General features: G+C 72.5%; 30 protein-coding genes. 29 read left to right on the top strand and 1 reads right to left on the bottom strand.

The features are described 5' to 3' along the window. The first annotated feature begins 248 nt into the window (after positions 1-248). The 18 genes from F4558_RS04630 to F4558_RS04715 all read left to right on the top strand — a co-directional run bounded on the left by F4558_RS04630 (position 249) and on the right by F4558_RS04715 (position 17,971). Positions 249-1,676: an FtsW/RodA/SpoVE family cell cycle protein gene (locus tag F4558_RS04630; RefSeq protein WP_197281606.1), complete on the top strand. Its 1,428-nt coding sequence runs from the start codon at positions 249-251 to the stop codon at positions 1,674-1,676. After that, the gene (gene murG / locus F4558_RS04635) at positions 1,676-2,782 is read left to right on the top strand and encodes an undecaprenyldiphospho-muramoylpentapeptide beta-N-acetylglucosaminyltransferase (RefSeq protein ID WP_053658093.1); all 1,107 of its coding nucleotides are present in this window, start codon (positions 1,676-1,678) and stop codon (positions 2,780-2,782) included. The genes F4558_RS04630 and murG overlap by 1 nt, the downstream gene beginning before the upstream one ends. Further along, on the top strand, positions 2,779-4,344 hold the full coding sequence (gene murC / locus F4558_RS04640) for a UDP-N-acetylmuramate--L-alanine ligase (protein WP_053658094.1): 1,566 nt from the start codon (positions 2,779-2,781) through the stop codon (positions 4,342-4,344). The genes murG and murC overlap by 4 nt, the downstream gene beginning before the upstream one ends. Further along, positions 4,341-5,159: a cell division protein FtsQ/DivIB gene (locus F4558_RS04645; RefSeq protein WP_053658095.1), complete on the top strand. Its 819-nt coding sequence runs from the start codon at positions 4,341-4,343 to the stop codon at positions 5,157-5,159. The genes murC and F4558_RS04645 overlap by 4 nt, the downstream gene beginning before the upstream one ends. Before the next feature lie 247 nt (positions 5,160-5,406). Then, positions 5,407-6,522: a cell division protein FtsZ gene (ftsZ, locus tag F4558_RS04650; protein ID WP_053658097.1), complete on the top strand. Its 1,116-nt coding sequence runs from the start codon at positions 5,407-5,409 to the stop codon at positions 6,520-6,522. A 9-nt stretch (positions 6,523-6,531) separates the two neighbouring features. Continuing rightward, positions 6,532-7,275 carry a YggS family pyridoxal phosphate-dependent enzyme gene (locus tag F4558_RS04655; protein WP_167943290.1) on the top strand — a complete coding sequence of 248 codons (744 nt, stop codon included), beginning with the start codon at positions 6,532-6,534 and terminating at the stop codon, positions 7,273-7,275. A gap of 189 nt (positions 7,276-7,464) precedes the next feature. Beyond that, the gene (locus F4558_RS04660) at positions 7,465-8,160 is read left to right on the top strand and encodes a cell division protein SepF (protein ID WP_053658102.1); all 696 of its coding nucleotides are present in this window, start codon (positions 7,465-7,467) and stop codon (positions 8,158-8,160) included. A gap of 30 nt (positions 8,161-8,190) precedes the next feature. Next, a complete protein-coding gene (locus F4558_RS04665) occupies positions 8,191-8,496 on the top strand; it encodes a YggT family protein (RefSeq protein ID WP_053658104.1) in 306 nt (101 codons plus the stop codon). A 44-nt stretch (positions 8,497-8,540) separates the two neighbouring features. Next, complete coding sequence (locus F4558_RS04670; RefSeq protein WP_053658343.1) at positions 8,541-9,341, top strand: DivIVA domain-containing protein; 801 nt, start codon at positions 8,541-8,543, stop codon at positions 9,339-9,341. A gap of 80 nt (positions 9,342-9,421) precedes the next feature. Continuing rightward, the gene (locus tag F4558_RS04675; RefSeq protein WP_167943291.1) at positions 9,422-10,144 is read left to right on the top strand and encodes a hypothetical protein; all 723 of its coding nucleotides are present in this window, start codon (positions 9,422-9,424) and stop codon (positions 10,142-10,144) included. 11 nt (positions 10,145-10,155) lie between these two features. After that, positions 10,156-10,461 carry a DUF167 domain-containing protein gene (locus F4558_RS04680; protein WP_053658107.1) on the top strand — a complete coding sequence of 102 codons (306 nt, stop codon included), beginning with the start codon at positions 10,156-10,158 and terminating at the stop codon, positions 10,459-10,461. Positions 10,462-10,483: 22 nt separating this feature from the next. Continuing rightward, positions 10,484-11,983 carry a potassium/proton antiporter gene (locus tag F4558_RS04685; protein WP_167943292.1) on the top strand — a complete coding sequence of 500 codons (1,500 nt, stop codon included), beginning with the start codon at positions 10,484-10,486 and terminating at the stop codon, positions 11,981-11,983. A gap of 225 nt (positions 11,984-12,208) precedes the next feature. Continuing rightward, a complete protein-coding gene (locus F4558_RS04690) occupies positions 12,209-12,628 on the top strand; it encodes a TraR/DksA family transcriptional regulator (RefSeq protein ID WP_053658111.1) in 420 nt (139 codons plus the stop codon). Between the two features lie 64 nt (positions 12,629-12,692). Further along, on the top strand, positions 12,693-13,307 hold the full coding sequence (gene lspA / locus F4558_RS04695) for a signal peptidase II (protein WP_053658113.1): 615 nt from the start codon (positions 12,693-12,695) through the stop codon (positions 13,305-13,307). Then, positions 13,304-14,248, top strand: coding sequence for an RluA family pseudouridine synthase (locus tag F4558_RS04700; RefSeq protein WP_053658115.1), 945 nt, complete (start codon positions 13,304-13,306; stop codon positions 14,246-14,248). The genes lspA and F4558_RS04700 overlap by 4 nt, the downstream gene beginning before the upstream one ends. A 42-nt stretch (positions 14,249-14,290) precedes the next feature. Next, positions 14,291-15,316 (top strand): hypothetical protein, encoded by a 1,026-nt coding sequence (locus tag F4558_RS04705; RefSeq protein WP_167943293.1) that lies wholly within the window; start codon positions 14,291-14,293, stop codon positions 15,314-15,316. A gap of 95 nt (positions 15,317-15,411) precedes the next feature. After that, the gene (locus tag F4558_RS04710) at positions 15,412-17,091 is read left to right on the top strand and encodes a MinD/ParA family ATP-binding protein (RefSeq protein WP_446685543.1); all 1,680 of its coding nucleotides are present in this window, start codon (positions 15,412-15,414) and stop codon (positions 17,089-17,091) included. Positions 17,092-17,173: 82 nt separating this feature from the next. Beyond that, entirely contained in the window at positions 17,174-17,971 is a 798-nt protein-coding gene (locus tag F4558_RS04715) for a DUF2567 domain-containing protein (RefSeq protein WP_312877270.1), read from the top strand. Here F4558_RS04715 and F4558_RS04720 read toward each other — a convergent pair. Then, on the bottom strand, positions 17,886-18,590 hold the full coding sequence (locus tag F4558_RS04720) for an LON peptidase substrate-binding domain-containing protein (protein ID WP_053658120.1): 705 nt from the start codon (positions 18,588-18,590) through the stop codon (positions 17,886-17,888). The two genes, F4558_RS04715 and F4558_RS04720, sit on opposite strands and share 86 nt — an antisense overlap. A gap of 106 nt (positions 18,591-18,696) precedes the next feature. Between F4558_RS04720 and hisD the strand changes: the two genes are divergently transcribed. The 11 genes from hisD (at position 18,697) to F4558_RS04775 (ending at position 26,147) form a co-directional block, all read left to right on the top strand. After that, on the top strand, positions 18,697-20,019 hold the full coding sequence (gene hisD, locus F4558_RS04725) for a histidinol dehydrogenase (protein WP_053658122.1): 1,323 nt from the start codon (positions 18,697-18,699) through the stop codon (positions 20,017-20,019). After that, complete coding sequence (locus F4558_RS04730; protein WP_167943295.1) at positions 20,016-21,125, top strand: histidinol-phosphate transaminase; 1,110 nt, start codon at positions 20,016-20,018, stop codon at positions 21,123-21,125. The genes hisD and F4558_RS04730 overlap by 4 nt, the downstream gene beginning before the upstream one ends. Continuing rightward, the gene (hisB, locus tag F4558_RS04735) at positions 21,122-21,733 is read left to right on the top strand and encodes an imidazoleglycerol-phosphate dehydratase HisB (RefSeq protein WP_167943296.1); all 612 of its coding nucleotides are present in this window, start codon (positions 21,122-21,124) and stop codon (positions 21,731-21,733) included. Before F4558_RS04730 ends, hisB begins: the two co-directional genes overlap by 4 nt. 58 nt (positions 21,734-21,791) lie before the next feature. Next, positions 21,792-21,965 carry a CG2302 family histidine operon protein gene (locus F4558_RS04740; protein WP_167943297.1) on the top strand — a complete coding sequence of 58 codons (174 nt, stop codon included), beginning with the start codon at positions 21,792-21,794 and terminating at the stop codon, positions 21,963-21,965. Then, on the top strand, positions 21,962-22,597 hold the full coding sequence (hisH, locus tag F4558_RS04745; protein ID WP_053658128.1) for an imidazole glycerol phosphate synthase subunit HisH: 636 nt from the start codon (positions 21,962-21,964) through the stop codon (positions 22,595-22,597). Before F4558_RS04740 ends, hisH begins: the two co-directional genes overlap by 4 nt. A gap of 63 nt (positions 22,598-22,660) precedes the next feature. Continuing rightward, on the top strand, positions 22,661-22,984 hold the full coding sequence (locus tag F4558_RS04750; protein ID WP_167943298.1) for a hypothetical protein: 324 nt from the start codon (positions 22,661-22,663) through the stop codon (positions 22,982-22,984). Positions 22,985-22,998: 14 nt separating this feature from the next. Next, positions 22,999-23,724: a bifunctional 1-(5-phosphoribosyl)-5-((5-phosphoribosylamino)methylideneamino)imidazole-4-carboxamide isomerase/phosphoribosylanthranilate isomerase PriA gene (priA, locus tag F4558_RS04755; protein WP_053658130.1), complete on the top strand. Its 726-nt coding sequence runs from the start codon at positions 22,999-23,001 to the stop codon at positions 23,722-23,724. Continuing rightward, complete coding sequence (locus F4558_RS04760; RefSeq protein ID WP_053658132.1) at positions 23,721-24,110, top strand: RidA family protein; 390 nt, start codon at positions 23,721-23,723, stop codon at positions 24,108-24,110. Before priA ends, F4558_RS04760 begins: the two co-directional genes overlap by 4 nt. A 105-nt stretch (positions 24,111-24,215) precedes the next feature. Then, the gene (locus F4558_RS04765; RefSeq protein ID WP_167943299.1) at positions 24,216-24,662 is read left to right on the top strand and encodes a MarR family winged helix-turn-helix transcriptional regulator; all 447 of its coding nucleotides are present in this window, start codon (positions 24,216-24,218) and stop codon (positions 24,660-24,662) included. Positions 24,663-24,667: 5 nt separating this feature from the next. After that, positions 24,668-25,099 (top strand): organic hydroperoxide resistance protein, encoded by a 432-nt coding sequence (locus F4558_RS04770; protein WP_167943300.1) that lies wholly within the window; start codon positions 24,668-24,670, stop codon positions 25,097-25,099. A 49-nt stretch (positions 25,100-25,148) separates the two neighbouring features. Continuing rightward, entirely contained in the window at positions 25,149-26,147 is a 999-nt protein-coding gene (locus F4558_RS04775) for an NADP-dependent oxidoreductase (RefSeq protein ID WP_053658136.1), read from the top strand. The last annotated feature ends 26 nt before the right edge of the window (positions 26,148-26,173 follow it).

Below are 26,173 nucleotides of genomic sequence, written 5' to 3' on the forward strand. Positions count from 1 at the left end.
GGGAGAGGGGCCGACACGCCCGGTGGGGCGTTGTGGGCCTGTCGGGCGCGCCCAGCGGTGATGATGTCGGGGTGGGGGAGGAACTCGGCACTGAGGACAGGACGGGCGGGCGACCGCGACGCCCAGCGGGCGGGGCGCGGACCGCTGAGGCCGGCGCACCGCCGCCGGACGACGCGCGCGGCCCGGAACCGGGGGCCACGCGACGCGATGCCGGGCCGGACACGCCGACCGGGGCGCCGCTGCGCGGGCTGGACGCCGCCGGCGGGCTTGCCGCGCTGCGAGGGCTGCTGGACCGGCCGCTGGCCTCCTACTATCTGCTGCTGTCCAGCGCCGGCCTGCTGCTGCTGATCGGGCTGACGATGGTCTTCTCGGCCACAAGCGTGAAGGACTACGCCGTGGGCGGCAACGCCTCGGCTTCGGTGACCAAGCAGGCCATCTTCGCGGTGATCGGCATCGGCGCGTTCTGGGTCTGCCAGCGCCTGCCCGCCAGCACGTACCGGTCGCTGGGCCGGCCGCTGCTGATCATCTCGATCGGGTTGCTGCTGGTGCTCAACCTGCTACTCGCGTACGCCCGGCTCACCCACCGGGAGTCGGCGTCGATCGGCCCCATCGAGGCGCGGCTGCTGTGGCTGTTCATCGGCGGGATCCAGGTGCAGCCCTCCGAGTTCGCCAAGTTCGCGCTCGTGTTGTGGGGCGCGCACATCGTCGCCCGCAAGGGTGCGGCGCTGGGCTGGTGGCGCGAGCTGGCCACCCCGTTGTTTCCGGTGATGGGTCTGCTCTTCGTGCTTGTCGGCTACAACGACGTGGGCACCATGCTCTGCCTGCTGGCCCTGGTGGTCGGTCTGCTCTGGGCGGCCGGGGTGCGGATGCGCGTCTTCGGCGCGCTGACAGTCGTCGGCCTGCTCGGCGTCGGCCTGCTCGTCGCCGTGGCCTCGCTGGGCGCCGGCTCCGGCGAGCGCGGCGCGGAGAACTACCGGCTGGCGCGGCTCACACTGTTTCTCAACCCGCCGCCACCGGACCAGTGCGGCGACCCCTGCTACCAGTTCTATCAGGGACGACTGGCCATCGAGCACGGCGGCTGGTTCGGCGTCGGGCTGGGCAAGAGCAGCCTCAAGTGGGACTGGCTGCCCGAGGCACACAACGACTTCATCTTCGCGATCATCGCCGAGGAGCTGGGCGTGATCGGCTGCGCTGTGGTGCTGAGCCTGTTCTCGGTGCTCGCGTACACCGGGCTGCGGATCGCCCGGCGGGTCGACGACCCGTTCCGGCGGCTCGCCGCCGCAGCCGTCACCACCTGGCTGATGAGCCAGGCGGTGATCAATATCGGTGGGGTGGTCGGGCTGCTGCCGATCACCGGTCTGCCGCTGCCGTTCATCTCCGACGGCGGAAGTGCCCTGGTCGTGACGTTGGCCGGCATCGGCATGCTGGCGTCCTTCGCCCGCGCCGAACCCGATGCGGCCAGAGCACTGCATGCCCGTCCGCCGGCCCGGTGGGTCCGACTACTCTGGGCCCCGTTGCCGCCGCTTCCCGGCCGGCGTCGCCGACCGGCGACGCAGCCGGCTGGCCGAGGGTCAGTGCCCCGGTCCCGTGAGCGGCGACAGGACGACCAGGCCGCATCGCGCGGCGTCCGGCAGGGCCGGAGCCGCACGGGGTCGGCGAGCGAGAGGAGACGCTGATGGGTCCGCTGCGTTCGGTGGTGCTCGCGGGAGGTGGCACCGGGGGGCACATCTACCCGCTGCTCGCCTTCGCCGACTGCCTGCGCCGACACGACCCCGGCGTCCGGATCACCTGCCTCGGCACACCGAAGGGCATGGAGAACGAGCTGATCCCGCCGCACGGCTACGACCTGCGGCAGATTCCGGCGTACCAGCTGCCCCGGTCGGTCAACATGAACCTGGTCCGTACCCCGGGTCGGATGTGGACCGCGGCCCGCGCGGCGGGCAAGGTGATCGACGAGGTGCGGGCCGACGTGGTCGTCGGCTTCGGAGGGTACGTGTCGGTGCCGGCCTACCTGGCCGCGTGGCGGCGTGAGCTGCCAATGGTGATCCACGAGGTGAACGTGCCGCCGGGGGTTGCCAACCGGCTGGGCATGAAGTTCACAAAGAACATCGCTGTGGGCTTTCCGCACCAACCGAGCCAGGCCGAGGCGCTGCGGCACGCCACCGTGGTCGGTGTGCCGCTGCGGCGCTCCATCGCCTCGTTGGACCGGCACGCGCTGCGTGATGCCGCCCGCGCCCACTTCGGGCTCCGCCCGGACCTGCCGGTGCTGTTCGTCGCCGGCGGCTCGTCCGGTGCCCGCTCGGTCAACCTGGCCGTCTCCGGCGCCGCCAAGGAGTTGGCCCGCAACGGTGTGCAGGTGCTGCACGTGATGGGCGCCCGCAACGAGCCGGTGCCGATCCCCACGGACCTCCCGGTGCCGTACGTGACGCTGCCGTACCTGTCGGACATGGAGCTGGGTTACGCCGCCGCCGACCTGATGCTGGCCCGGGGCGGGGCGATGACCGTCGCCGAGGTAGCCGCCATCGGGCTGCCGACGATCTTCGTGCCGTACCCGCACAGCAACCAGGAGCAGAAGCGCAACGCGCTGCCGGTGGTGGAGGCCGGTGGTGGGCTGCTCGTCGACGACGCGGAACTCACCCCGGACTGGCTGGAGCGGGCCGTCATCCCACTGATCCGCGACCCGCAGCGGCTGTACACGATGGGCGCCGCGGCGTCGGCGTACGGGCGGCGCGACGGTGACGAGGCGCTGCGCTCCTTCGTCCTCGAGGCGGTGGCCCGATGACCGCGCAGTTCACCCCGGCCGGCACGCTCACCGCCGAGGACCTGGGCGCCGTCCACCTGATCGGCGTGGGTGGGGTGGGCATGCTGGGCGTGGCCCGCCTCCTGCTCACCCGGGGCATCCGGGTCTCCGGCAGCGACCTGCGGGAGTGGCCGTCACTGGCCGGGCTGCGGGCGCTCGGCGGCACCATCTACCTCAGCCACGAGACGACGAACCTCGACGGTGTGGACACCGTTGTCTACTCCTCGGCCATCCCGCAGGACCACCTGGAGATCGTCGAGGCGCGCCGGCGTGGCCTGCGGGTGCTGCACCGCTCGGAGGCCCTCGCCGCGGCGATGACCGGCCGTCGTGCGATCGCTGTGGCCGGCACCCACGGCAAGACCACCACCACGTCGATGGTGACGATGGTGTTCCAGCAGGCCGGTGTGGACCCGTCGTTCGTGATCGGTGGGGAGATCTCCGAGGTCGGCTCGGGCGCGCACCACGGCACCGGTGAGCACTTCGTGGTCGAGGCGGACGAGAGCGACCGCTCGTTCCTCATCTACCGCCCGTACGTCTCGATCATCACGAACGTCGAGGCGGACCACCTCAACACCTACGGCGACTACGCGACGCTTGAGGCGGCGTTCGTCGAGTTCGCCCGGCTCACCGACCCGGACGGGTTCATCATCACCTGCGCGGACGACCCGGGTGGCCGGCGGTTGGCGGCGACGCTGCGCGCCGAGGGGCGGCGGGTCCACACGTACGGCGCGGCGGAGGACGCCGACCTGCGACTCACCGAGATCGTCTCGTCGGCGCGGGGGGTTCGCTACCTGGCCGCCATCGACGGGCGGTCGCTCGGCGAGTTCCGGCTGCCGGTGCCGGGTCGGCACATGGGACTCAACAGCGCCTCGGCGGTGCTGACGGCGTACCTGCTGGGGCTGCCTCTGGAGGCCGCGGAGGCGGCGCTCGCGGTGTTTCCCGGCGTGCGGCGGCGCTTCGAGCGCAAGGGCGTCGCGGACGGCGTGCTTGTCTACGACGAGTACGCCTACCACCCGACCTCGATCACGCTGGCGTTGCAGACGTTGCGCGAGGTGGCCGGGGACGGGCGGCTGATAGTGGTCTTCCAGCCCTACCGGATGTACCGGACCCGCGACAACCAGGCGGAGATCGCCGAGGCGCTGGCCATCGCCGACGAGGTGGTGCTGCTGGAGGTCTTCGGGCCGGGGGAGCTGCGCCAGCCCGGTGAGGGCTCGGCGGCGTTGATCGAGGCGGTGCCGTTGCCCGCCGAACGGAAGGTGTTCGTCGACTCGTGGGAGGCGGCGCCTGTCGAGGTGGCCCGCCGGGCACGCTCCGGGGACGTCGTGGTGACCATGGGTGCCCCGCCGATCTCGCTGATGGGCGACGAGTTGCTGGTCGCCCTGGGCGCGCGTACCCCGGGTTCCGCGTCGACCGCGACCGTCGATCCGGTGGCCACCACCCCGGCGATCGGCCAGCCGGTGCCCGGCGGGTCCACCGCCGGTGGTGACGGTGCGGCCCTCGGCGGCACCGCCGCACCGGACGGTGCGGCGCCCCCGGCCGGATGAGCCCCGGCCCCGCCCGAGGGCGGACCAGCGGCGCCGAGGGCGGCAAACCACGACGCGGCCCGGTACGGCGTTGGCAGCTGGTCCGGGCCGGCAGCGATGCCGTGCCGCCGTCGACCCGCCGGTTCATGGCGCGGGCACGGCAGCGCCGGATGCGTGCGGCGCTGCCGTGGGCGGCGGCCGCCGGGGTGCTGGCGCTGCTCGGGCTGGTGGCCTGGACGGTGTTGGGCACCGGACTGTTCGGGGTCCGAGCGGTGACCGTGGAGGGCGCGCAGCTCGTCACCCCTGTGGAGGTGCGCGACGCGGTGGGGGTGCCCGACGGGGTGCCGCTGGCCCGGGTGGACCTGGCCGCCGCCGAGCGTCGGGTCGGTGCGTTGGCGCCGGTGGAGCGGGCCACTGTGTCCCGGGACTGGCCCGGGTCGCTCGTGGTCCGGGTGACCGAACGGACGCCGGTGGCCGCGGTGCCGCAGGGTGCGGTGTTCGCCCTGATCGACCGCAGCGGCGTGGCGTTCCAGACGGTGGGCCGCCACCCCGCCGGGCTGCCGGTGGTACGGGTGGTCCGGCCCGCCGCCGACGACCCGGGCACCCGGGCCGGGCTGGAGGTGCTCGCGGCCCTGACCCCGCAGCTGCGCGACGAACTGGTGGACGTGAGTGTGGAGAGCCTGGCCCGAATCAACCTGCGGCTGCGCGGCGACCGTACGGTGGTCTGGGGCGACGCGACGCGGGGTGCGGACAAGGCCCGGGTAGCCACGTCGCTGCTCGACGAGGACGCCGACCGGATCGACGTGAGTTCACCGGACGTGGTGACCTTCCGCTGACCGACACGGGGGTGCGGGGACGTGACGAGTCGCGCTCCAGCTGCGACACGCCGGGCAGGTCCTTGGCTCATCGGGCGGCGGCGCTTACGTTGCCCCGAAGAGGATCAGTGGTTGACATAACTGTAAGCCTCTAGTAGAGGGTGAGGGTTCACCTCTGATCCTCGCTGGTGACAGCTGTTGTCGGCCACTGGGCTGGCCACGCCGTACCCGGTCGGCCGAAGCCAATCTCGAAGGGAAAGGACCGGAGATGACACCTCCGCACAACTACCTGGCGGTCATCAAGGTCGTCGGCATCGGGGGCGGCGGCGTCAACGCCGTCAACCGGATGATCGAGGTTGGGCTCAAGGGCGTCGAGTTCATCGCGATCAACACCGATGCCCAGGCGCTGCTGATGAGCGACGCCGACGTCAAGCTCGACGTCGGCCGGGAGCTGACCCGTGGGCTGGGCGCCGGGGCGAACCCGGACGTGGGCAAGAACGCCGCCGAGGACCACCGCGACGAGATCGAGGAGGTGCTCAAGGGCGCCGACATGGTCTTCGTGACCTGCGGTGAGGGCGGCGGCACCGGCACCGGCGGCGCGCCGGTGGTGGCGAACATCGCCCGCAAGCTCGGCGCGCTGACCATCGGCGTGGTGACCCGGCCGTTCTCCTTCGAGGGCAAGCGCCGCCAGGTGCAGGCCGAAACCGGGATAGACGAACTCCGCAACCAGTGCGACACGCTGATCGTGATCCCGAACGACAGGCTGCTGGCCCTGGGTGACCGCAACATCAGCATGATGGACGCGTTCCGCACCGCCGACCAGGTGCTGCTCTCCGGCGTGCAGGGCATCACCGACCTGATCACCACCCCGGGTCTGATCAACCTGGACTTCGCCGACGTCAAGAGCGTGATGAGCGGCGCGGGCAGCGCGTTGATGGGCATCGGCAGCGCCCGCGGCGAGAACCGCGCGGTCGAGGCGGCCGAGGCTGCCATCTCCAGCCCGCTGCTGGAGCAGAGCATGGACGGCGCGCGCGGCGTGCTGCTCTCCATCGCCGGAGGCTCCGACCTGGGCCTGTTCGAGATCAACGACGCGGCGCAGCTGGTCACCGACGCGGCGCACCCGGACGCCAACATCATCTTCGGCGCGGTGATCGACGACGCGCTCGGCGACGAGGTGCGCGTGACGGTCATCGCGGCGGGCTTCGACGGCGGCACGCCGGCGTACAAGGCGGCCGAGCCGACCCGCAAGACCAACACCAACCAGCCGGCGCCGCAGAGCAACCCGGTGCCCGCGCCGGCGACCCTGCCGGCCCCGACCCAGTCGCCGCGCCGGGTGCTGTTCGACGACGTGGACGTGCCCGACTTCCTCAAGAACGGGTCCTGAGCACCGCCGATGACTGACAGCTCAACCACGGCACGACCGGACCGGCGCGCCGAAATCGCGGCCGGCCTGGCCCAGGTGCGTGCCCGGATCGCTGACGCCTGCGCGGACGCCGGCCGGGACCGCGCCGACGTCACGATGATCGCGGTGACAAAGACGTACCCGGCCAGCGACGTGCTGGTGTTGGCCGGGCTCGGTGTGACCGACGTGGGGGAGAACCGCGACCAGGAGGCGGCCGGCAAGGCCGCCGAGGTGGCCGCCGCCGGGGTGAGCCCGCGCTGGCACTTCATCGGCCAGTTGCAGCGCAACAAGGCACGCTCGGTGGTCCGGTACGCCGACGTCGTGCACTCGGTGGACAGCGTGCGGCTGGCCCGCGCGCTGGCGTCCGCTGCGGCGGACCGGGAACGGCCGCTGGACGCCCTGGTGCAGGTCAGCATCGACGGCGACCCGGATCGTGGTGGCGCGCTACCCGGGTCGGCCGATCCAGGCGCCGGGCTGGAGCCGGTGGCCGAGGCGGTGGCCGGCGCGCCGGCGCTGCGGTTGGCCGGCCTGATGGCTGTCGCCCCGCTCGGGTGGGAGCCGGAACGGGCCTTTGCCCGGCTCGCCGAGGTGGCCGAGTCGTTTCGGGCGCTCCATCCGGGAGCGACGGCGTTGTCCGCCGGAATGAGCGGCGACCTGGAAATCGCGATCCGATATGGCGCGACACATGTCCGCGTCGGCAGCGCGTTGCTCGGAATGCGTCCCACGCTGCGGTAGCCTGACGCGAGACACGCAAATTACATCAGTGTTGTTTCAGGGACGGCGTCCCCTTGTCGGGGGTTGTGGCGCGCGACGCGAATCGCGTGCCAGGGGATTGCCGTTCCGGTCCGATGGGCATGGTTGTCCACTCGCGACTGGCGACATGGCACGGGGGCGAGTGCCGCACGGCGGACGGAAGGGCGCGGGATGGGTGCACTGCGCAAGGCGGGGGTCTGGCTCGGTCTGGTCGAGGAAGACGACGAGCGGGCCTACGACGACGGAGGCTACGACAAGGGTGGCTACCGTGAGTCGCGTTACCGGCAGAGCCGGTACGCCGAGGAGTTCACCGACGAGGACGACGACGACAACGAGGAGCCGCCGGCTCCCCGGCCGAGGGCCAGCGAGCGTGCTCGGTTCTCCGACCGGGCCAACGGGCGGGTCAGCGAGTCCGACCGTGGCGACGGTGAGCGTCCCGAGCGCGTCGAGCGGTCCAGCGTACGCTCGATCACCCGGTCGTCGGCAGGTGAGACGTCCGGCGCGCTGACCTACCACACGCGCGACAATCTGGCCCTCGCTCCGCAGGCCACGGCACGTGAGCGTGTCGCCGCGCCCGAGGAGGAGCAGCGCTACCAGATCACCACGCTGCACCCCACCACCTACCGGGAGGCGCGCACCATCGGTGAGCACTTCCGCGACGGCGTACCGGTGATCATCAACCTCACCGAAATGGACGAGGCCGATGCCCGCCGTCTGGTTGACTTCGCCGCCGGGCTGGCGTTCGGGCTGCGCGGTACGATCGAGCGCGTGACCAATCGGGTGTTCCTGCTCTCACCGGCCAATGTCCAGGTCACCGCTGAGGACAAGGCCAAGATCGCTGAGGGCGGTTTTTTCAGCCTGAGTTGACCCCGCCCGACCCGAGGGACGTCGCTGACCGTGTTGTCGATCTTACTGCAAGTGCTGTATCTGGTCCTTTATGTCTTCCTGCTCGTTCTTCTGTCCCGGTTCGTGTTGAGCGCTGTCCTTCAATACGGCCGCCGGTGGCAGCCGGGGCGGGGCGCATCGGCAGGACTGGAATCCGTGTGGAGCGTCACTGATCCCCCTCTCAACACGTTGAGGCGTGTGATCCCTCCGCTGCGAATTGGTACCGTGAGCATCGACCTGGCCTCCCTTGTGCTCCTGGTTATCCTGTTCGTGCTGATGGAGTTCGTGTTAGGGCCGTCGATCAGGGCATCTGCCTGATGACCGACGCGCTTTCGCGGCCGCAACTGACCCGAGGAGTTTCGATGCCGCTGACCCCGGCCGACGTCCACAACGTCGCCTTCAAAAAGCCGCCGATCGGCAAGCGGGGGTATGACGAGGAGGAGGTCGACGCCTTCCTGGACGAGGTCGAGCGCGAGCTCGCCCGTCTCATCGAGGAGAACAACGAGCTGCGCGCCCAGGTGGAGCGCGGCGGCCGTGGCGGTGCCCCCGCCGGCCCCGGCGGCGACGCCCGACTGGCGGCGGAGCTCAACGACGTCAAGGCCCAGCTGGACCGGGTGCAGCGCGACAAGTCCGCTGCCGAGCAGGCCGCCCGCGCCATGCAGGCCGAGCTGGAGCAGGTCCGCGCGACCGGCGGCCCGGCTGTCACCGGTGACGGTGAGCAGCAGGCCCTGCGCGTGCTGATGATGGCCCAGCGCACCGCCGACGACCACGTGTCCGACGCGCGCCGCGAGGCTGACCAACTGCTGTCCGAGGCGCGCAGCAAGGCCGAGGAGGTGACCCGCGAGGCTCGTGCGAAGGCCGACGCCCTGGAGCGGGACGCCCGCCAGCGGCACCAGGAGGCCATGGGCGGCCTGGACGCCAAGCGCACGGCCCTGCAGAAGCACATCGAGGAGCTCAAGCAGTTCGAGCGCGAGTACCGCACCCGGCTCAAGGCGTACCTGGAGAGCCAGCTGCGGGACCTCGACGGTCGGGGCCAGGGCCTCGAAGCCGAGATGACCCGCACCGAAGCAGGCCGGGTTGCTGGCGGCAACGGGCTGGCCGCGGCTGGTCTCGCCGGTTCGTACGGCGGCGGGCGCTCCGGCGCTCTCGAATCCGGACGCTGAGCACCGGCCGGCGATCGCTGTCCACGGATGGTGACGATCGCCGGCCCTGCCAGCGCAATACGACGCGGCGGGGGTGAGCCGTGATAGTTGCGAGTCTCCTGCTCATCCTCGTCGCTGTGGTGCTGCTGGTGGTCGGTCTGACCGGCGGCTCCAGCATTCTGTTGACCATCTCCATCGGGGCCAGCCTGCTGGCCGCCGTGGCGTTGGTGGTGGGCGCCCGCCAGGCTGCCGCCAACCGCGCGATGGCGGACGTCGGCCGGGCCGGCCCACGGACCCCTGCGGCACCTCGCACGGCCGGCCAGTCCGGGCCGGGTGTCGCGTACGGTCCACCGCTGGCCGGGCACGACGTGCCGGTCCAGCACGTTCCTTCGACGGTCGGTAACGGCGGCACCGGGTGGCGGCAACCACCCGAGCCGCCGTTCGACCCCGACGCGCCGTTCGTGGCCGAGCCTCCGGCCGGCACGGCCGCGCGCTCCTCGCCGGTCAGCCCGGCGCCTTCCCCGCCGGCCTCGCCGTTCACGGCGCGCGCCGACGACGTGCCCGGCGTACCGGCCGCGGACCCGCTTGCCGACGAGCCTGCCGAGCAGGCGATCACCCCTGCCGAAGCGGCCCGGGTGGCCCGGCTGCCCAGCCCTGTCGACGTGGTCGACGGCCGCCCCCGCTACCACCTCGCCAACTGTCCGCATCTCGTCGGTCGGCTGCCCGAAACCCTCCCGGTCACCGAGGCCGTCGAGCTCGGCTTCACGCCGTGCGCGACCTGCGCGCCGGCCACCGCCCTGCTCGCCGACGTCCGGCCGATCTGAAAGCGGCGCCCGTGCCCCCGCAGGACGCGCTCACGGTCGCGGTGCGGGTCAAGCCGGGCGCCTCCCGGGACCGTGTCGGTGGCTGCTTCGACGGCCCGCACGGCCCCGCCCTGGTGATCGCTGTGCACGCGCCGGCCGTGGACGGCCGCGCCACCGAGGCGGCCCGCCGAGCCCTCGCCGCCGCTCTGGGTGTCCGGCAGTCCACTGTGTCGCTGCGTGCCGGCGCGGCCAGCCGGGACAAGCTCTTCCTCGTCGACGGGCCCGGCCCGGAGCTGACTGAGGCGCTACGCCGACTGCGGGACGGATCCGCGGGGTGAGCGACACCCGGGCGAGGCAACCGTGACGCCCGGGTTGGATATCGCACTGCTGCTCGGTTCGGCGGTGCTGCTGGTGGCGGTGGGCGCGGTCCGGCTCTCCAGCCGTCTCGGGGTGCCCAGTCTGCTCGTCTACCTGGCGCTGGGCGTGGCGCTCGGCGAGGGCGGGCTGGGCATCCGGTTCGACGACGTCGAGCTGACCCGGGCCCTCGGCTTCTGCGCTCTCATCGTCATCATCGCCGAGGGTGGCCTGACCGCACGGTGGAGCACGCTGCGCCCGGTGCTCGGTCTGGCCTCCGCGCTCTCCACCGTCGGCGTGGTCGTCAGCATCGTGGTGGTCGGCCTCGCCGTACACCTGATGTTGGGGCTGGATTGGCGGCTGGCGATGCTCTACGGCGCGGTGCTCTCCTCCACCGACGCGGCGGCCGTCTTCGCCACCCTGCGCCGGCTGCGGCTGCCGCCCCGGCTGGTGGCCACGCTGGAGGCCGAGTCCGGCATGAACGACGCCCCGGTGGTGCTGCTCGTGGTGCTGCTGTCGCACGACGGCTGGGCGCATCCGTGGTGGTACGAGGTCGGGCTGGTCTGCTACGAGCTGGGTGTCGGTGCGGCGGTGGGCGTGGGGGCGGGTCTCGCCGGCACCTGGGCGCTGCGCCGGGCTGCTCTGCCGTCGGCCGGGCTGTATCCGATCGCCGCTGTGGGCATCACGGTGCTGGCGTACGCCGCAGGCGCGGTGCTGCACGCCTCGGGGTTCCTCGCCGTCTACGTGGCGGGGGTGCTGCTGGGCAACGCCCGGCTTCCGCACCGGCAGGCGATCCTCGGGTTCGCCGACGGGCTGGCGTGGCTGGCCCAGATCGGGCTGTTCGTGCTGCTCGGGCTGCTTGTGACACCGGGCCGGTTGGACGCGGCGGTGCTGCCGGCGTTGGTCGCCGGGCTGGCGCTGGTGCTGCTGGCCCGGCCGCTGTCGGTGGCCGTGTCGGCGCTGCCCTTCCGGGTCGGCCCGCGTGAGCAGGTGTTCCTGTCCTGGGCCGGGTTGCGGGGCGCGGTGCCGATCGTGCTTGCCACCATTCCGCTCTCCGAGCGGGTGCCCGGCGCGGACCGTCTCTTCGACGCGGTCTTCGTGCTGGTGGTGATCTTCACTCTGGTGCAGGCCAGCACGCTGGGGCCGGTGGCCCGCAGGTTGGGCACCACCGCGCCGGGCGAGGCCACCGAGATCCACGTGGAGACCGCGCCGCTGGAGCGGATGCGGGCGGATCTGCTGCAGGTCGAGGTGCCGCCGGGCTCGCGGCTGGCCGGCGTGCACGTCGACGAGCTGCGGCTGCCGGTCGGTGCGTCGGTGACCCTGGTGCTGCGCGACGGGGCGGGTTTCGTGCCGGGTCCGGGCACCCGGCTCAAGACCGGCGACAGCCTGCTGATCGTCGCCACCGGCGGGGTGCGTGACGCCGCCGAACAGCGCTTGCGGGCGGTCAGTCGGCGTGGTCGGTTGGCCCGGTGGTTTGGCGAGTACGGAGATGAGGCCGCCCGTTGATCTGCTAGCGTTCCCTTTGCCCCAGTTCAGTAGGGCTAGGGGCACTTGAGCGGTGCGACGGTGCGGCACGTTGTCGGACGCCTGTACGTTCCGTATTCTTGCGAACCTCCGGAGTGCGCGGCCGTCGTGGCCGTGCGCCCCTTTTCGTACCTAGGGGGCGCCTTGGTCGGCGCCCCCTGACCAGGTGCCGCGGTCCACGCGGCGCCGCGGCCGAGGGAGCGACCCATGGCGAAGCCAGCCGACACCAAGACCGCCGGCCGCAAGCCGGTGGCCAAGGTCACCCGCAGCGCGGCGGAGACCGAGAAGATCCGTGCGGCGTTGGCGGCCCGGCGGGACGAGCTGCGCGCCGAGTACGATCAGACGCTGAGCGAGATCACCGAGCTGCAGCGCGATCGGCTGACCGACTCGGCCGGGGACGACCAGGCCGACACGGGCACCAAGACGTTCGAGCGGGAGCAGGAGATCTCTCTCGCCAACAGCATCCTGGAACGGATCACGCAGGTCGAGCGCGCTCTGGAGCGCCTCGACGAGGGTGGTTACGGCTGGTGCGAGCGGTGCGGCAACCCGATCCCGGTCGAGCGCCTCGCCGCTTTCCCGTCGGCGACCCTCTGCGTGACGTGCAAGCAGTTGGAGGAGCGGCGCTGACGCTCGTTCCCCATCTGCGATGAGACGGTGAGCGATCACCGCCGAGACTGTCGATGGGGAGCGCATGACCGCAGCACCGCCCGCCGAATCCGGCCACACCGATCCGGGTGGTGGCAGAGCCCGACGCCGGGCCGTCGCGATCCTCGCCGGGATCGCCCTGGTGTCCCTGGTGACCGACCTGGTCACCAAGCACCTCGCGCTGGCCGCGCTGACCGACCGGGAGCCGGTGCGCATCCTCGGTGGGCTCGTCTATCTGAGCCTGACCCGCAACAGCGGCGCCGCGTGGAGCATCGGCTCGGACTACACCTGGGTGTTCCCGCTGATCACCATCGGTGTGGTGGGCTGGATCGTCTTCATGGCGCTGCGGCTGCGTTCCCTGCCGTGGGCGATCTCCCTGGGCCTGGTGCTCGGCGGCGCGCTCGGCAACCTGGTGGACCGGATCTTCCGGGCGCCCGCCCCGTTCCACGGGCACGTGGTCGACATGGTGAGCGTCTTCGGCCCGTACGGCGAGTATTTCCCGGTCTTCAACGTGGCGGACAGCTCGCTGTTCTGCGGCGTGGTGCTGGCCGTGTTGCTGGAGGTGACCGGCCGTCAGCGCGACGGCCGGCGGCTCGGCCGCGACGGTGCTCCCGTCGATGCCGGCGCCACCGAGAACGCCGACCAGCGGGAGCGGGCATGACCTCCGCGTTCGCCGCTGGCGGCGACCACCGTTCCCTGCCCGTGCCCGACGGCCTCGACGGGATGCGCCTGGACCAGGCGGTGTCCCGGCTGTTCGGCCTGTCCCGGACCGCCGCGGCGGCCCTGATCGACGCGGGCGACGCCCTTGTCGACGGCGCCACCCGACCCAACTCGCACAAGGTCAAGGCCGGCTCCTGGCTTGAGGTCACGTTGCCCGCGCCGGTCGCACCGCCGACAGTGGTGCCACAGGCGGTGCCCGGACTGCGCGTGGTGTACGCCGACGACGACATCGTCGTGGTGGACAAGCCGGTCGGCGTGGCCGCGCACCCCAGCCCCGGCTGGACCGGCCCGACGGTGATCGGCGCCCTCGCGGCGATCGGGCACCGCATCTCCACGAGCGGCGCCGCCGAGCGGCAGGGTGTGGTGCACCGGCTCGACGTGGGCACCACAGGCATCATGGTGGTGGCCAAGAGCGAGCAGGCCTACACGGCGTTGAAGCGGGCCTTCAAGTACCGCGAGGTGGACAAGGGCTACCACGCGGTGGTGCAGGGTCACCTGGACCCGCTGCGGGGCACCGTCGACGCCCCGATCGACAGGCACCCCACCCACGACTACCGGTGGGCGGTGGTGTCCGGCGGCAAGCCGAGCATCACCCACTACGACACGCTGGAGGCGTTCCCGGCCGCCAGCCTCGTCGACGTCCGGTTGGAGACCGGCCGCACCCACCAGATCCGGGTGCACTTCTCCACCCTGCGGCACCCCTGCGTGGGTGATCTCACCTACGGCGCGGATCCCACCCTCTCGGCCCGTCTCGGACTGGCCCGACAGTGGCTGCACGCCCGCGAATTGAGCTTCCTGCACCCCCGAACGGGGGACGAGGTCCGGTTCGTCAGCGACTACCCTGACGACCTGGAGCGTGCGCTTGAGATCCTGCGTGACTGAGCGGCGACCGCCCGACACCTATCCGACGAGGGGATCCCGCCCGTGCGCGCCGGCGACCTGCTGCGGCAGTTGGACCAACGGCTGCTGTCGCTGCTGACCCGGACGACGACCCGGCTTGCCGACCGGTCGGCGCGGCCCGGCCTGCTCACCTGGGTCGCCCTGCTGTCCGTTGGGGCGGTGCTGGGCACCGCCGTCTGGGCAGCCGACGACCGGCCGGTCGGCGACCGGACCGTCGGCGAGGTGACCCGGGTAGGGGTGTCCGAGGGCGATTCCGTCCCCGGCTACCTGCGATCCGCGGCGGCCGACCTGGCCGCCCTGCCGTCGGCCGCGCCGACCACCGGCGACGGGACGTACGCCCTGGTCACCCTCGACGAGTACCTGCCGCCGCAGCGACTGGCGGCGGTGCTCGCCGACGTGGGGGTCTCGGCGGTCTTCGGGCGGGTGCCGCTGCCCGGCAGGCAGACGGAGATCGTGAAGATCCCCGCGCTGCGGGTGCCCGACGACGTGGTCGTCGGGATGGCGGAGGTCGCTGCCCGCAAGGACGGCGAGGCCGCCGACTACCGGGCCAAGGCCGCCGCGCTGGGTGGCGACAGCGCCGAGCGCGAGCTGCGCCAGTGGTACGCCACCAGTGCCCAGGTGGCCAGCGCCGAGGCTTCGGCGTACCGCACAGGCTGCGCCTGCGTGTACGCGGCGGTGGTGCGGGCGGCGCCACAGGCGCTGCGGCAGGTGGCGACCCGGCCGGACGTGCGGGCCGTCGACCCGGCCCCCGAGGTGTCCCGACTGGACCGCACTGTCTTCACCGCACCGCTGCCCGAGCAGCGCGACGTGGTCCGCCCGCCGGCCGACACAGGCCCGGAGCCCGAGCAGACCCCGGCGGGGAAGGGCGAGTCGGCATCGAGCACACCGGTGCCTCCGGAGCCGATGGGCGAATCGTCGGAACCCGCACCGGTCGTAACGATTCCGTCACCCGAGCTGCCTCCGGCTCCGCTCACCGAACCGACCCCCACGAGCACCGCCACCTCCCCGGACGTCACCGGAGCCGGGCCGCTGGAGCCGTCCCCGTCGTGATCCGCCCCGGGTGGTGTGCGTGCTCCGGTGTGGTCCGAATAGGGTTTCGTTCGTAGCCTGTCAGACGGAGATCGATGGCGCTGGGAGGGCGGGCCGTGGAGGGCAGTGAGACCGGCTGGGGCCGGCCGGCCGAACCAGCACCGAGGTGGCGGGCATTGCTGGACCGCGCCCGGCTGGGCGGCCGCGCCGCGGAGCAGCCTGAGCCCGACCGCCAGGCCGACGAACAGCCACCGGACCCCCTGCCGCGGCGTGCGGCCCCCAACGGCTACGCCGGGCGCGCGCCCGCCATCGGGCATCCGGCCGAGCTGACGTACGGCCAGGACCCGGGTTACCGGGCCGAGGGGACCTACCGGGTCGATCCCGCCCGCCGCTCCGAGCCGGGGTACCGGTCGGAGCCGGACTACCGTGCCGAGCCCGCCTACCGGTCCGAGCCGGGATACCGGTCGGAGCCGGATCACCGCGCCGAGCCGACGTACCGGTCCGAGCCTGCCTATCGGTCGGAGCCGGCGTACCGCCCCGAGCCGGGGTACCGCGCTGAGCCGGGATACGGTGCCGAATCGGGATACGGTGCCGAACCCGGTTATCGGGCCGAGCCTGGTTACCGCGCCGAGCCCGGTTACCGCGCCGAGCCGGTCGAGCAGCGCCGCGCCGAGCCGGTCGAGTCACGGCGTGCCGAGCCTGAGTCGCGCCGGGCGGCCGAGCCTGTCGAGTCGCGCTACGCGCTGCTCGACAACGGCTACCGGCAGGGCGGGCCGACGATCGAGTCCCGGTACGCGCTGCTGGATACCGGCTACCAGCCGGGTACCGGCTACGCGCCAGTGCCGGCCGCGCCGGCACCCGCCGCGCCGCCGATCACCCCGCCGCCGGCCCCACCGATCACCCCACCGCCCGCGCCGCCGGTCAGCTCGGCGCTCGCCGAGCGCGGCTACCCGGCCCGCATCGAGTGGCGTCCGCAGGGCGTCGACCAGGAGGTGGAACGCGCCACCGCCGTGCTCCGCCGCGACCTGGGCACGCCCCGGGTGTTCGCGTTCGCCAACCCCAAGGGCGGGGTGCACAAGACCACTGCCACCGTGCTCGCCGCCGCCACCGTCGGCAGCGTACGCGGGCGCGGCGTGCTGGCCTGGGACGACAACGAGCTGCGCGGCACCCTCGGGCTGCGCGCCGGCAGCGCCCGGCACGCCCGCACCATCCGGCACCTGATCAGCGACCTCGCCCAGATCGAGATCCTGGAAGGCTCGACCCTGCTGGAGCGGCTGGACGACTACCTGCGGCACGCCTCCGACGGCTCGTACGACGTGCTGGCCGGCGAGGAGAGCCCTCGCTTCGCTCAGCGGCTGGACCAGTTCACCGTCAAACGGGTGCTGGAGCTGCTGCGGCGTACCCACGACGTGGTGTGCGTGGACACCGGCAACAACGTGGAGAGCCCCAACTGGCGCACCGTCATGCAGGCCGCCGACCAGCTGGTGGTGACCACCGTGCCCCGTGAGGACGCGGCGTTCAGCGCCGACTGGATGCTCGACCTGCTGCACGAGGTCGGCATGGGCGAGCTGGCCGACAACGCCGTCACGCTCATCTCCTGCCCGACGCCGGGCCGGTCGCCGTTGCAGGACGATCTGGAGCGGCACTTCGCCACCCGTACCCGGGCGGTGGCAGTGGTGCCGTACGACCCGGCGTTGGAGACCGGGTCGTCGATCGAATACCACCAGCTCCAGCCGGAGACCCGGCAGGCGTGGCTGCGTGCCGCAGCGGTCATGGCGGAGCCGTTCGCCAGGTGACCGCCGGCGGCGGGGTCACGTCATCGGGCGGGAGCGCCGACGACAGTGCACGGTCCGGGCGGCGAGCTGAGAGGATCATCGGGTGAACCCCGACAGTCCCGATTCCGAGCGGCCCACGCCGCCCGGCGGTGAGCCGTCCGTACCTCAGGCGTCCGCGGATCCGTTCGCGCCGGCGCACAGCCCGGGCGGTACGCCGCCGCCCCACGACGGGCTCGTCGGCCCGCTCCCGGTGGGGCCGCCGCGCCGACCGGGCCGGATCTGGGCGACGGTGCTCGGCACCGCGCTCGTGCTGGCTGTGCTGGGTGCGCCTCTCGGGTTGCTCTGGGCGGCGCTCGCGCCGGACACCCCGGTGCTCAAGACCGCCGAGGGCGCCATCTACGCCCAGCCGCAGCCGGAGCAGCCGATCGCCGCGGACGGCTGGTTCAGCCTCGTCGGGCTCGGCTTCGGGGTGCTGGCGGCGCTCGCCCTGTGGTTTCTGCTGCGGCGCTGGCGTGGCCCCGTCGGGCTGCTCGCCGCGGTGCTTGGCGCGCTGGCCGCCGCGCCGGTGGCCTGGCAGGTGGGGCGCCGCATCGGCCTGAGCACCTACGACCGGCTGCTGGACACCGCCCCCGCCGGTCAGGCGTTCACCAAACCCGCCGACCTGCGTGCCGGTGGTGTCGACTGGCTGTTCGGCGTGCTGCCGGTGCCGCACGGCAGCCTGCTGCTGCCGGCGTTCGGCGCCGCCATCACGTACACGCTGCTGGCCGGCTGGTCGCGCTGGCCGTCGCTGCGGCCCGAGCCCGACCCGGCGGCGCTCAGTTGGGCGTCGGCGGGGATGCCAGTTCCGACAGCGGCACCGGAACCGCCCGCACCTGGCGCAGCAGAGCCGCCTCGCGGTTGAGCAGCCGCAGCTCGGCGCGGAGCCGGGAGGCGGTGTCGTCGATCGCCAGCAGCCGCTGCCGGTCGTCCACCGTCAGTGCGGCGGTGGCCGCCACCAGGTGGGAGAGCACTGTCGGGTCCTCCGGCAGCTGCTCGGAGATCTCCTCGGGGTCGGCCCGGATCAGCCCCAGATATTGCCGGAACACAGCGATCACCCGCGCCGCCAGCAGGTCGGCCACCTCGTCCGGCCCGGCCGGCTCGGGCAGCCACTCGACGTCGGCGGTGAGGTAGGGCGCGGCGGCGTCGTCGACGTCGGCGATCCGGAACCGGCGTCGGCCGACAGTGACGATGTCGAAACCGCCGTCGTCCAGCTCGGTCACCTGGCGCAGTTCGGCGGTGCAGCCCACCTCGTGCAGGGTGACATCGCCCACGCCGGGCGTCGGTCGGCCACCCGGACCGGTGGACGCGACCTCCCAGCCGGCCTGGATGGCGACCACCCCGAACTCGCGCGGCGCGCCCTCGGGCAGGCCGACCAGATGCCGAACCAGGGCGCGGTAGCGCTCCTCGAAGATGTGCAGTGGCAGCACCAACCCGGGAAAGAGCACCGTTGCGAGCGGAAACACCGGCAGCCGTGCGGTCACGTGGTCGAGCCTAACCAATCCGGCGCGCGACGGCGTGGCCCGGCTCACCGTCCCGCCGAGCGGACGGCTCGGGTGGGCGGCGGGCCCGCCGCCTAGACTCGCAAGGGTGCTGAATCGGATCGACCTGCGCGGTGGCCTCGGTGACCCGCGCCGCCTGCTGCCCCGTGCCCAGCTCGACGTCTCCGTGGCCGTCGAGCGGATCAAGCCGCTCGTGGAGGCGGTCCGGGAGCATGGGTACCCGGCGATCCGGGAGGCCAGTGAACGGTTCGACGGTGTCTCGCCCGAGGTGCTGCGCGTCCCGGTCGAGGTGATCGCCGAGGCCGAGGGGGTGCTCGACCCGGCCGTGCGCGCCGCCCTGCTGGAGTCGATCAGCCGTGCCCGTCGGGTGCACGACGACCAGCGGCGCACCGACCACGTCACGCAGGTGGTGCCGGGCGGCACTGTCACCGAGCGGTGGCTGCCTGTCGACCGGGTCGGCCTCTACGTGCCAGGTGGGCTGGCCATGTACCCGTCGACAGTCGTGATGAACGTGGTGCCGGCCCAGGCGGCCGGTGTGCGTTCGCTCGTGGTGGTCAGCCCGCCGCAGAAGGACAACGGCGGCCTGCCCGACCCCCGGGTGCTCGCCGCGTGCGCGCTGCTCGGCGTCGACGAGGTGTACGCGGTGGGCGGCGCCCAGGCGGTGGCGATGCTTGCCTACGGCTCGGCGGTCGACCCGGCCGGTGAGCTGCGGTGCGAGCCTGTCGACCTGATCACCGGGCCGGGCAACATCTGGGTGACAGCCGCCAAGCGGTTGCTGCGCGGTGTGGTCGGCATCGACGCCGAGGCCGGTCCGACCGAGATCGCCATCCTCGCCGACGACACCGCCGACGCGGCGCACGTCGCCGCCGACCTGATCAGCCAGGCCGAGCACGACCCGCTTGCCGCGAGCGTGCTGGTGACCCCGTCACTGGAGCTTGTCGACGCGGTCGAGCGGGAGCTGGCCCGGCAGGTGCCGGCCACCAAGCACACCGAGCGGGTGACCACGGCGCTGACCGGCGAGCAGAGCGGCGTGGTCCTCGTCGACGACCTCGAGGCGGGGCTGCGGGTGGTCGACGCGTACGCGGCCGAGCACCTGGAGATCCAGACGGCCGACGCCCGGGAGTGGGCGCTACGGGTCCGCAACGCCGGGGCGATCTTCGTGGGCGCCTGGTCGCCGGTGTCGCTCGGCGACTACTGCGCCGGCTCCAACCACGTGCTGCCCACCGGTGGCTGCGCCCGGCACTCCTCCGGTCTGTCGGTGCAGTCGTTCCTGCGCGGTGTGCACCTGATCGAGTACACGGAGGCAGCCCTGCGCGAGGTTGCCCCGCACGTGGTCACCCTCGCGAACGTGGAGGACCTGCCCGCACACGGCCAGGCCGTCCAGGCCCGCTTCCCGGGAGGGCCAGCGTGACGAGCCTGGAGGATCTGCCGATCCGCGACGACCTGCGCGGGCTGACGCCGTACGGGGCGCCGCAGCTGGACGTGCCGGTGCGGCTCAACACCAACGAGAACTCCTACCCGGTGCCGGAGCCGGTGGTCGACGCCATCGGTAAGGCGCTCGCCGCCGAGTTGCGCGAGCTCAACCGCTATCCGGACCGGGACGCGGTGGCGCTGCGCGCCGATCTGGCCGACTATCTCGGGCACGACCTCACCGTCGATCAGGTGTGGGCGGCGAACGGCTCCAACGAGATCCAGCAGCAGTTGCTCCAGGCGTTCGGCGGCCCTGGTCGCAGTGCGCTCGGCTTCGTGCCGGCGTACTCGATGCACCCGCTGCTGGCGATGGGCACCGGCACCCGGTGGGTGCCGGTGCAGCGCGGCGTCGACTTCGGGTTGACCGCCGACGAGGCGGTCGCCCAGGTCCGCGAGCACCAGCCCGACGTCGTGTTCCTCTGCTCGCCGAACAACCCCACCGGCACGGCGCTGGACCCGGCGGTGGTCGCGGCGGTCCTCGACGCGGCACCGGGCATTGTGGTGGTCGACGAGGCGTACGCCGAGTTCGCCAGGCCCGGCACTGTCAGCGCCCTCGCGGTGCTGCCCGGGCACCCGCGGCTCGTGGTGACCCGGACGATGAGCAAGGCGTTCGGGTTCGCCGGGGGCCGGCTGGGCTATCTGGCGGCAGACGCGGCGGTGGTGCAGGCGGTGCAGTTGGTCCGGTTGCCATACCATCTGTCCGCGTTGACCCAGGCCGCCGCCCGCGCGGCGCTCGCGCACCGCGACGCCCTGCTCGGTACGGTGAGCGCGATCATGGGCCAGCGGGACCGGATCGTGGCGACTCTGCGCGGGCGAGGGCTGCGGGTGGCCGACAGCGACGCCAACTTCGTGTTGTTCGAGACCGGCGGCGACCAGGCCACCGCCTGGCGCGCCCTGCTGGAGCAGGGGGTGCTGGTCCGCGACGTCGGCCTGCCGGGCTGGCTTCGGGTGACAGCGGGCACCCCTGCCGAGACCGACGCTTTCCTTACCGCGATGGAGACTGTGAGCTTGCGCGCCCCGCAGTCGCGACCGAAAGGCAAGACATGAGCAGGACCGCCCGGGTGGAACGGATCACCAAGGAGACCAAGGTTCTCGTCGAGATCGACCTCGACGGCACCGGCGCGGCCGAGATCAGCACCGGCGTGGGTTTCTACGACCACATGCTGAACCAGATCGCCCGGCACGGCGGCTTCGACCTGACCGTGCGCACCGTTGGTGACCTGGAGATCGACGCGCACCACACGATTGAGGACACCGCGCTCGCCCTGGGCGCAGCGTTCGACCAGGCGCTCGGCGACAAGGCGGGCATCCGGCGGTACGGTTCGGCCACGGTGCCGATGGACGAGGTGCTGGTACGGGCCGCTGTGGACCTGTCCGGCCGGCCGTACGTGGTGCACGACGAGCCGCTGCTCGTGCCGTACATCGGGCCCGTGTACGCGACGAGCATGACCCGGCACATTTGGGAGTCGTTCGGTCAGGCGGCCCGGGTCACCCTGCACGTCGACGTGCTGCGGGCGGCCCGCCCGGGTGGCCACCCGGACGCGCACCACGTGGTGGAGGCGCAGTTCAAGGCGGTGTCGCGGGCGCTGCGCGAGGCCACGGCGATCGATCCGCGGGCGGCGGGCGCGATTCCGAGCACGAAGGGCGCGCTCTGATGAGCGCGAGGAGTGCAGCGCAGCGGAGCCCCGCAGTCGCGAATGGAAGGTGTCTCTGATGGGTGGCGCTTTGCCGACGTTGCTGCTGATCCTGGCGGGGGTGCTGGTGGGTGGCACGTGGTCGCTGTACCGGCAGGGTGCGCCGAAGGTCGCCGTGCTGATCACCGGGGCGCTCGCGGTGCTCGCCACGGCCGCCGGTGTGCTGCGGCTGATCCCGGGGTCGGACACGTGACCGCCGATGTGGTGGTGCTCGACTACGGCTCGGGCAATCTGCGGTCGGCGGAGCGGGCGTTGGCCGCGGCCGGCGCGGCCGTGCGGGTGACCGACGACCTCGCGGCGGCGGCTGCCGCCGATGGCCTGGTGGTGCCGGGCGTGGGCGCGTTCGCGGCGTGCATGGCGGGGATCGACGCGCTGGGCGCGGGTCCGGTGATCGCCGAGCGGGTCGCGGCGGGCCGGCCGGTGCTCGGCATCTGTGTGGGCATGCAGGTGCTCTTCGAGTACGGCGAGGAGCATGGGGTGGTGACCAAGGGGCTCGGTCTGCTGCCCGGTGGGGTGACCCGCCTGGCTGCTGTCCGGTTGCCGCACATGGGCTGGAACACGGTTCGGGCGGCGCGGGGTTCGGTGCTGTTCGCCGGCCTGCCGGCCGAGAGCCGCTTCTACTTCGTCCACTCGTACGCGATGGGTGAGCCGGCTGCGCTGGCGGCTGCCGGTGCTGCCGTGACCACGGCTCACCATGACACCGATTTCGTGGCCGCCGTGGAGCGCGGGCCGCTCTCGGCTGCCCAGTTCCATCCGGAGAAGTCCGCCGACACCGGTGCCGCGCTGCTGCGCAACTGGCTCGCCACGCTGCCCAGCGGTGACTGAGCGTCGGCGCCGCCGGGCGCGGCCGGGTTGGCGCAGCCGTGGCACTGGCGCGCGGGTGGCGCGGTGAGCCGGGAGCGGGCCCGCCGACGGGCGGAGCGGGAGGCTGTGCTGGCCCGGGAGCGGGAGGTCCGGCAGCGCCGGGTGGCCCGCCGGCAGCGTCGTCAGGCGGTGGTCCGCCGGTTGACGCCTCGGGTGCGGCGGGGCCGCTCGGGTCGTCTGGCCCGGCACTCGCGGGGTGAGCGGGCGGCGATCGTGCTGCTCACCGGGGCGGCCGTGCTCATGATCTGGACGTTCGTCGACAATCTGGCGTTGCGTATCGCGCTGATCGTGTTGTTGCTGCTCGTACTGCCGGCGATCGTGGTGATCGCCTTGGACCGCCGTACCTGATCGAGGAGAAGACCGTGAGCCTCACCCTGTTACCTGCCGTGGATGTTGCCGACGGCCGGGCTGTCCGGCTCGTGCAGGGCGCCGCCGACAGCGAGAGCATCTATGGCGAGCCGTTGGACGCGGCGCTGGCGTGGCAGCGCGACGGCGCCGAGTGGATCCACCTCGTCGACCTGGACGCGGCGTTCGGCCGGGGTACGAACGCCCACCTGCTTGCCGAGGTGGTGCGTCAGTTGGACGTGAAGGTGGAGTTGTCCGGTGGTATCCGTGACGACGAGTCGTTGCGCGCGGCGCTGGGTACGGGGGCGGCGCGGGTGAACATCGGCACGGCCGCCCTGGAGGATCCGGTGTGGTGTGACCGGGTGGTCGCGGAGTACGGCGATCGGGTCGCCATCGGGTTGGACGTGCGCGGTCATACCCTGTCGGCGCGGGGCTGGACCCGCGATGGCGGTGACCTGTACGAGGTGCTGGAGCGGTTGGACAAGGCGGGCGCGACGCGCTACGTGGTCACCGACATCACCAAGGACGGCACGATGCGCGGGCCGAACCTGGATCTGCTGCGCGAGGTGTGTGCGCGTACCGACCGACCGGTGATCGCCTCGGGTGGGGTGTCCACGTTGGATGACCTGCGGGCGCTGGCTGGTCTGGAGTCGATCGGTGTGGAGGGTGTGATCGCCGGTAAGGCGCTCTACGCGGGCGCGTTCACGGTGGCCGAGGCGCTGCGGACGCTGGCCGAGGCGTGACGACCACCAGGCTGGGCTCGGGCGGCCCGTGGGAGCAGCGGTACGGCTACTCACGGGTGGTCCGGGCCGGGCAGTTCGCCTGGACGGCGGGCTGCACGGCGACGGTGGACGGTCGGGTGGTCCACGTTGGTGACGCCGCGGCGCAGACCGCGCAGGCGCTGCGGATCGGGTTGGCGGCGCTCGCCGAGGTGGGTGCGGAGCCGGGTGACGTGGTCCGTACCCGGATGTACGTGACCGATCGGCTGCACGCCGACGAGGTCGGCCGGGCGCACAACGCGGTGTTCGGTGCGGTCCGGCCGGCCGCCACGCTCGTGGTGGTGGCCGCCCTGCTGGATCCGGATCACCTGGTCGAGGTGGAGTTGGAGGCGTACCTCGGCGACAGCTGAGGTCGGCCCGGGCGGTGACCGCCTGGCCAGCCCGGCGGTCATTGCCGTGGCCATCCCGCAGGCAGATCGGTTGTGCACAACTTAATTGTGGGCTACGGTTCAGTGGTGACCGATGATCTGCTGTTGCGCCGGCAGGTGTGCTTCGCGCTCTACGCCGCGTCCCGCGCCCTCACCGACGTCTACCGGCCGATCCTCGACGAGTTCGGGCTCACCTACCCGCAGTACCTGGTGCTGCTGGTGCTCTGGGAACGCCCCGACGACGCACCCACAGTGTCCGAGCTGGGCGGCGAGCTGCGGCTCGACTCCGGCACGCTCTCCCCGCTGCTCAAGCGGTTGGAGACGGCGGGCCTGGTGGCACGGCGGCGGTCGGCGCGCGACGAGCGACGGGTCGAGGTGGGCCTCACCGAGCAGGGTCGGGCGCTGCGGGAGCAGCTCTGCGACGTACCGCTGCGGGTCGCGCAGGCCACCGGGCTGAGCCTCGATGAGCTCGTGGCGCTGCGCGACACCCTCACCCGGGTCACCGACACCATCCACCGACAGAAGGAGCAGTGACTCTCATGCAGGTTCTCTACACCGCGTCGGCGACCGCCAAGGGCGACGGCCGCGACGGCCACGTCGAGACCTCCGACGGCACGCTTGCTGTCGACCTGGCCGTGCCGAAGGAGATGGGTGGCGCCGGCGGTGCCGCCAACCCCGAGCAGCTCTTCGCCGCCGGCTACGCGGCCTGCTTCCACAGCGCACTGCGGGTGGTGGCCCGCCGGGCCAAGGCCGACGTGAACGGCTCGGTCGTCAACGCCGAGGTCGGCATCGGCCCCAACGGCAGCGGCGGGTTCGGGCTCACCGTGCAGCTCCTCGTCGACCTGCCCGCCGTCCCCCGCGAGACCGCCGAGCAGATCGTCGAGCAGGCCCACCAGGTCTGCCCCTATTCCGACGCCACCCGCGGCAACATCGACGTCACGCTCACCGTCCGCGAGACCCTGGCCGCCTGACGTCCGCAGAACTCCTGGCCCCCACCGCGGACGAGAGGACCACCGCCTGATGACCACCAACCGCGAGATCCACCTGGCCAGCCGCCCCCAGGGCTGGCCCACCGAGGACACGTTCCGGCTCGTCGAGACCGACGTGCCGACGCCCGGCCCGGGCCAGATCGTGGTCCGCAACCAGTACATGTCCGTCGACCCGTACATGCGGGGGCGGATGAACGACGTCAAGTCGTACGTGCCGCCGTTCGCCCTCGACGCGCCACTCGACGGCGGCGCGATCGGTGAGGTGGTGGCAAGCGAGGCGCCCGACGTCGCCGTCGGCGACACCGTCCTGCACAACCTGGGCTGGCGGGAGTACGCGGTGCTCGGTGCCACCTCCGCCCGCAAGGTCGACCCGAGCCTCGCGCCCGTCAGCGCGTACCTCAGCGTGCTGGGCATGACAGGCCTGACCGCGTACGCCGGTCTGCTGGAGGTCGCGGCGATGAAGCCCGGCGAAACGGTCTTCGTCTCCGCCGCCGCCGGTTCGGTGGGCAGCCTGGTCGGCCAGATCGCCAAGCTCAAGGGCGCCGGCCGGGTGGTAGGCAGCGCCGGTACGGCCGCCAAGGTGCAGCGGCTGAAGGCGCTGGGCTTCGACGCCGCGTTCGACTACCACGACGGGCCGGTCCGCGAATCGCTGCGCGAGGCCGCCCCGGACGGCATCGACGTCTACTTCGACAACGTCGGTGGCGATCACCTGGAGGCGGCGATCTCGGCGCTGAACCTGCACGGTCGGGTCGCCATCTGCGGCATGATCGCGCAGTACAACGACACCGAGCCGCCGGCCGCGCCGCGCAACCTGGCGATGGTCATCGGCAAGCGGCTCACACTGCGGGGCTTCCTGGTGAACGATCACGGACACCTGCGCGAGGAGTTCGTCCGCGACGTCGCGGGCTGGCTGCGCGAGGGCCAGCTCTCCTACGACGAGACGATCATCGAAGGCATCGACAACGCCCCGGCGGCGTTCCTCGGCCTGCTGCGGGGGGAGAACCTCGGCAAGATGCTCGTTCGTCTGTGACAGGGACCTCTTAACGGCGGCCGGCC

This window comes from Micromonospora profundi, assembly GCF_011927785.1.
Lineage (GTDB): Bacteria > Actinomycetota > Actinomycetes > Mycobacteriales > Micromonosporaceae > Micromonospora > Micromonospora profundi.

Coding starts and splice junctions, on each gene's coding strand:
- F4558_RS04655 (WP_167943290.1), top strand. CDS start 6,532: ATGACTGACAGCTCAACCACGGCACGACCGGACCGGCGCGCCGAAATC.
- ftsZ (WP_053658097.1), top strand. CDS start 5,407: ATGACACCTCCGCACAACTACCTGGCGGTCATCAAGGTCGTCGGCATC.
- F4558_RS04770 (WP_167943300.1), top strand. CDS start 24,668: ATGCAGGTTCTCTACACCGCGTCGGCGACCGCCAAGGGCGACGGCCGC.
- lspA (WP_053658113.1), top strand. CDS start 12,693: ATGACCGCAGCACCGCCCGCCGAATCCGGCCACACCGATCCGGGTGGT.
- F4558_RS04775 (WP_053658136.1), top strand. CDS start 25,149: ATGACCACCAACCGCGAGATCCACCTGGCCAGCCGCCCCCAGGGCTGG.
- murC (WP_053658094.1), top strand. CDS start 2,779: ATGACCGCGCAGTTCACCCCGGCCGGCACGCTCACCGCCGAGGACCTG.
- F4558_RS04700 (WP_053658115.1), top strand. CDS start 13,304: ATGACCTCCGCGTTCGCCGCTGGCGGCGACCACCGTTCCCTGCCCGTG.
- hisB (WP_167943296.1), top strand. CDS start 21,122: ATGAGCAGGACCGCCCGGGTGGAACGGATCACCAAGGAGACCAAGGTT.
- F4558_RS04660 (WP_053658102.1), top strand. CDS start 7,465: ATGGGTGCACTGCGCAAGGCGGGGGTCTGGCTCGGTCTGGTCGAGGAA.
- F4558_RS04645 (WP_053658095.1), top strand. CDS start 4,341: ATGAGCCCCGGCCCCGCCCGAGGGCGGACCAGCGGCGCCGAGGGCGGC.
- murG (WP_053658093.1), top strand. CDS start 1,676: ATGGGTCCGCTGCGTTCGGTGGTGCTCGCGGGAGGTGGCACCGGGGGG.
- F4558_RS04740 (WP_167943297.1), top strand. CDS start 21,792: ATGGGTGGCGCTTTGCCGACGTTGCTGCTGATCCTGGCGGGGGTGCTG.
- F4558_RS04690 (WP_053658111.1), top strand. CDS start 12,209: ATGGCGAAGCCAGCCGACACCAAGACCGCCGGCCGCAAGCCGGTGGCC.
- F4558_RS04670 (WP_053658343.1), top strand. CDS start 8,541: ATGCCGCTGACCCCGGCCGACGTCCACAACGTCGCCTTCAAAAAGCCG.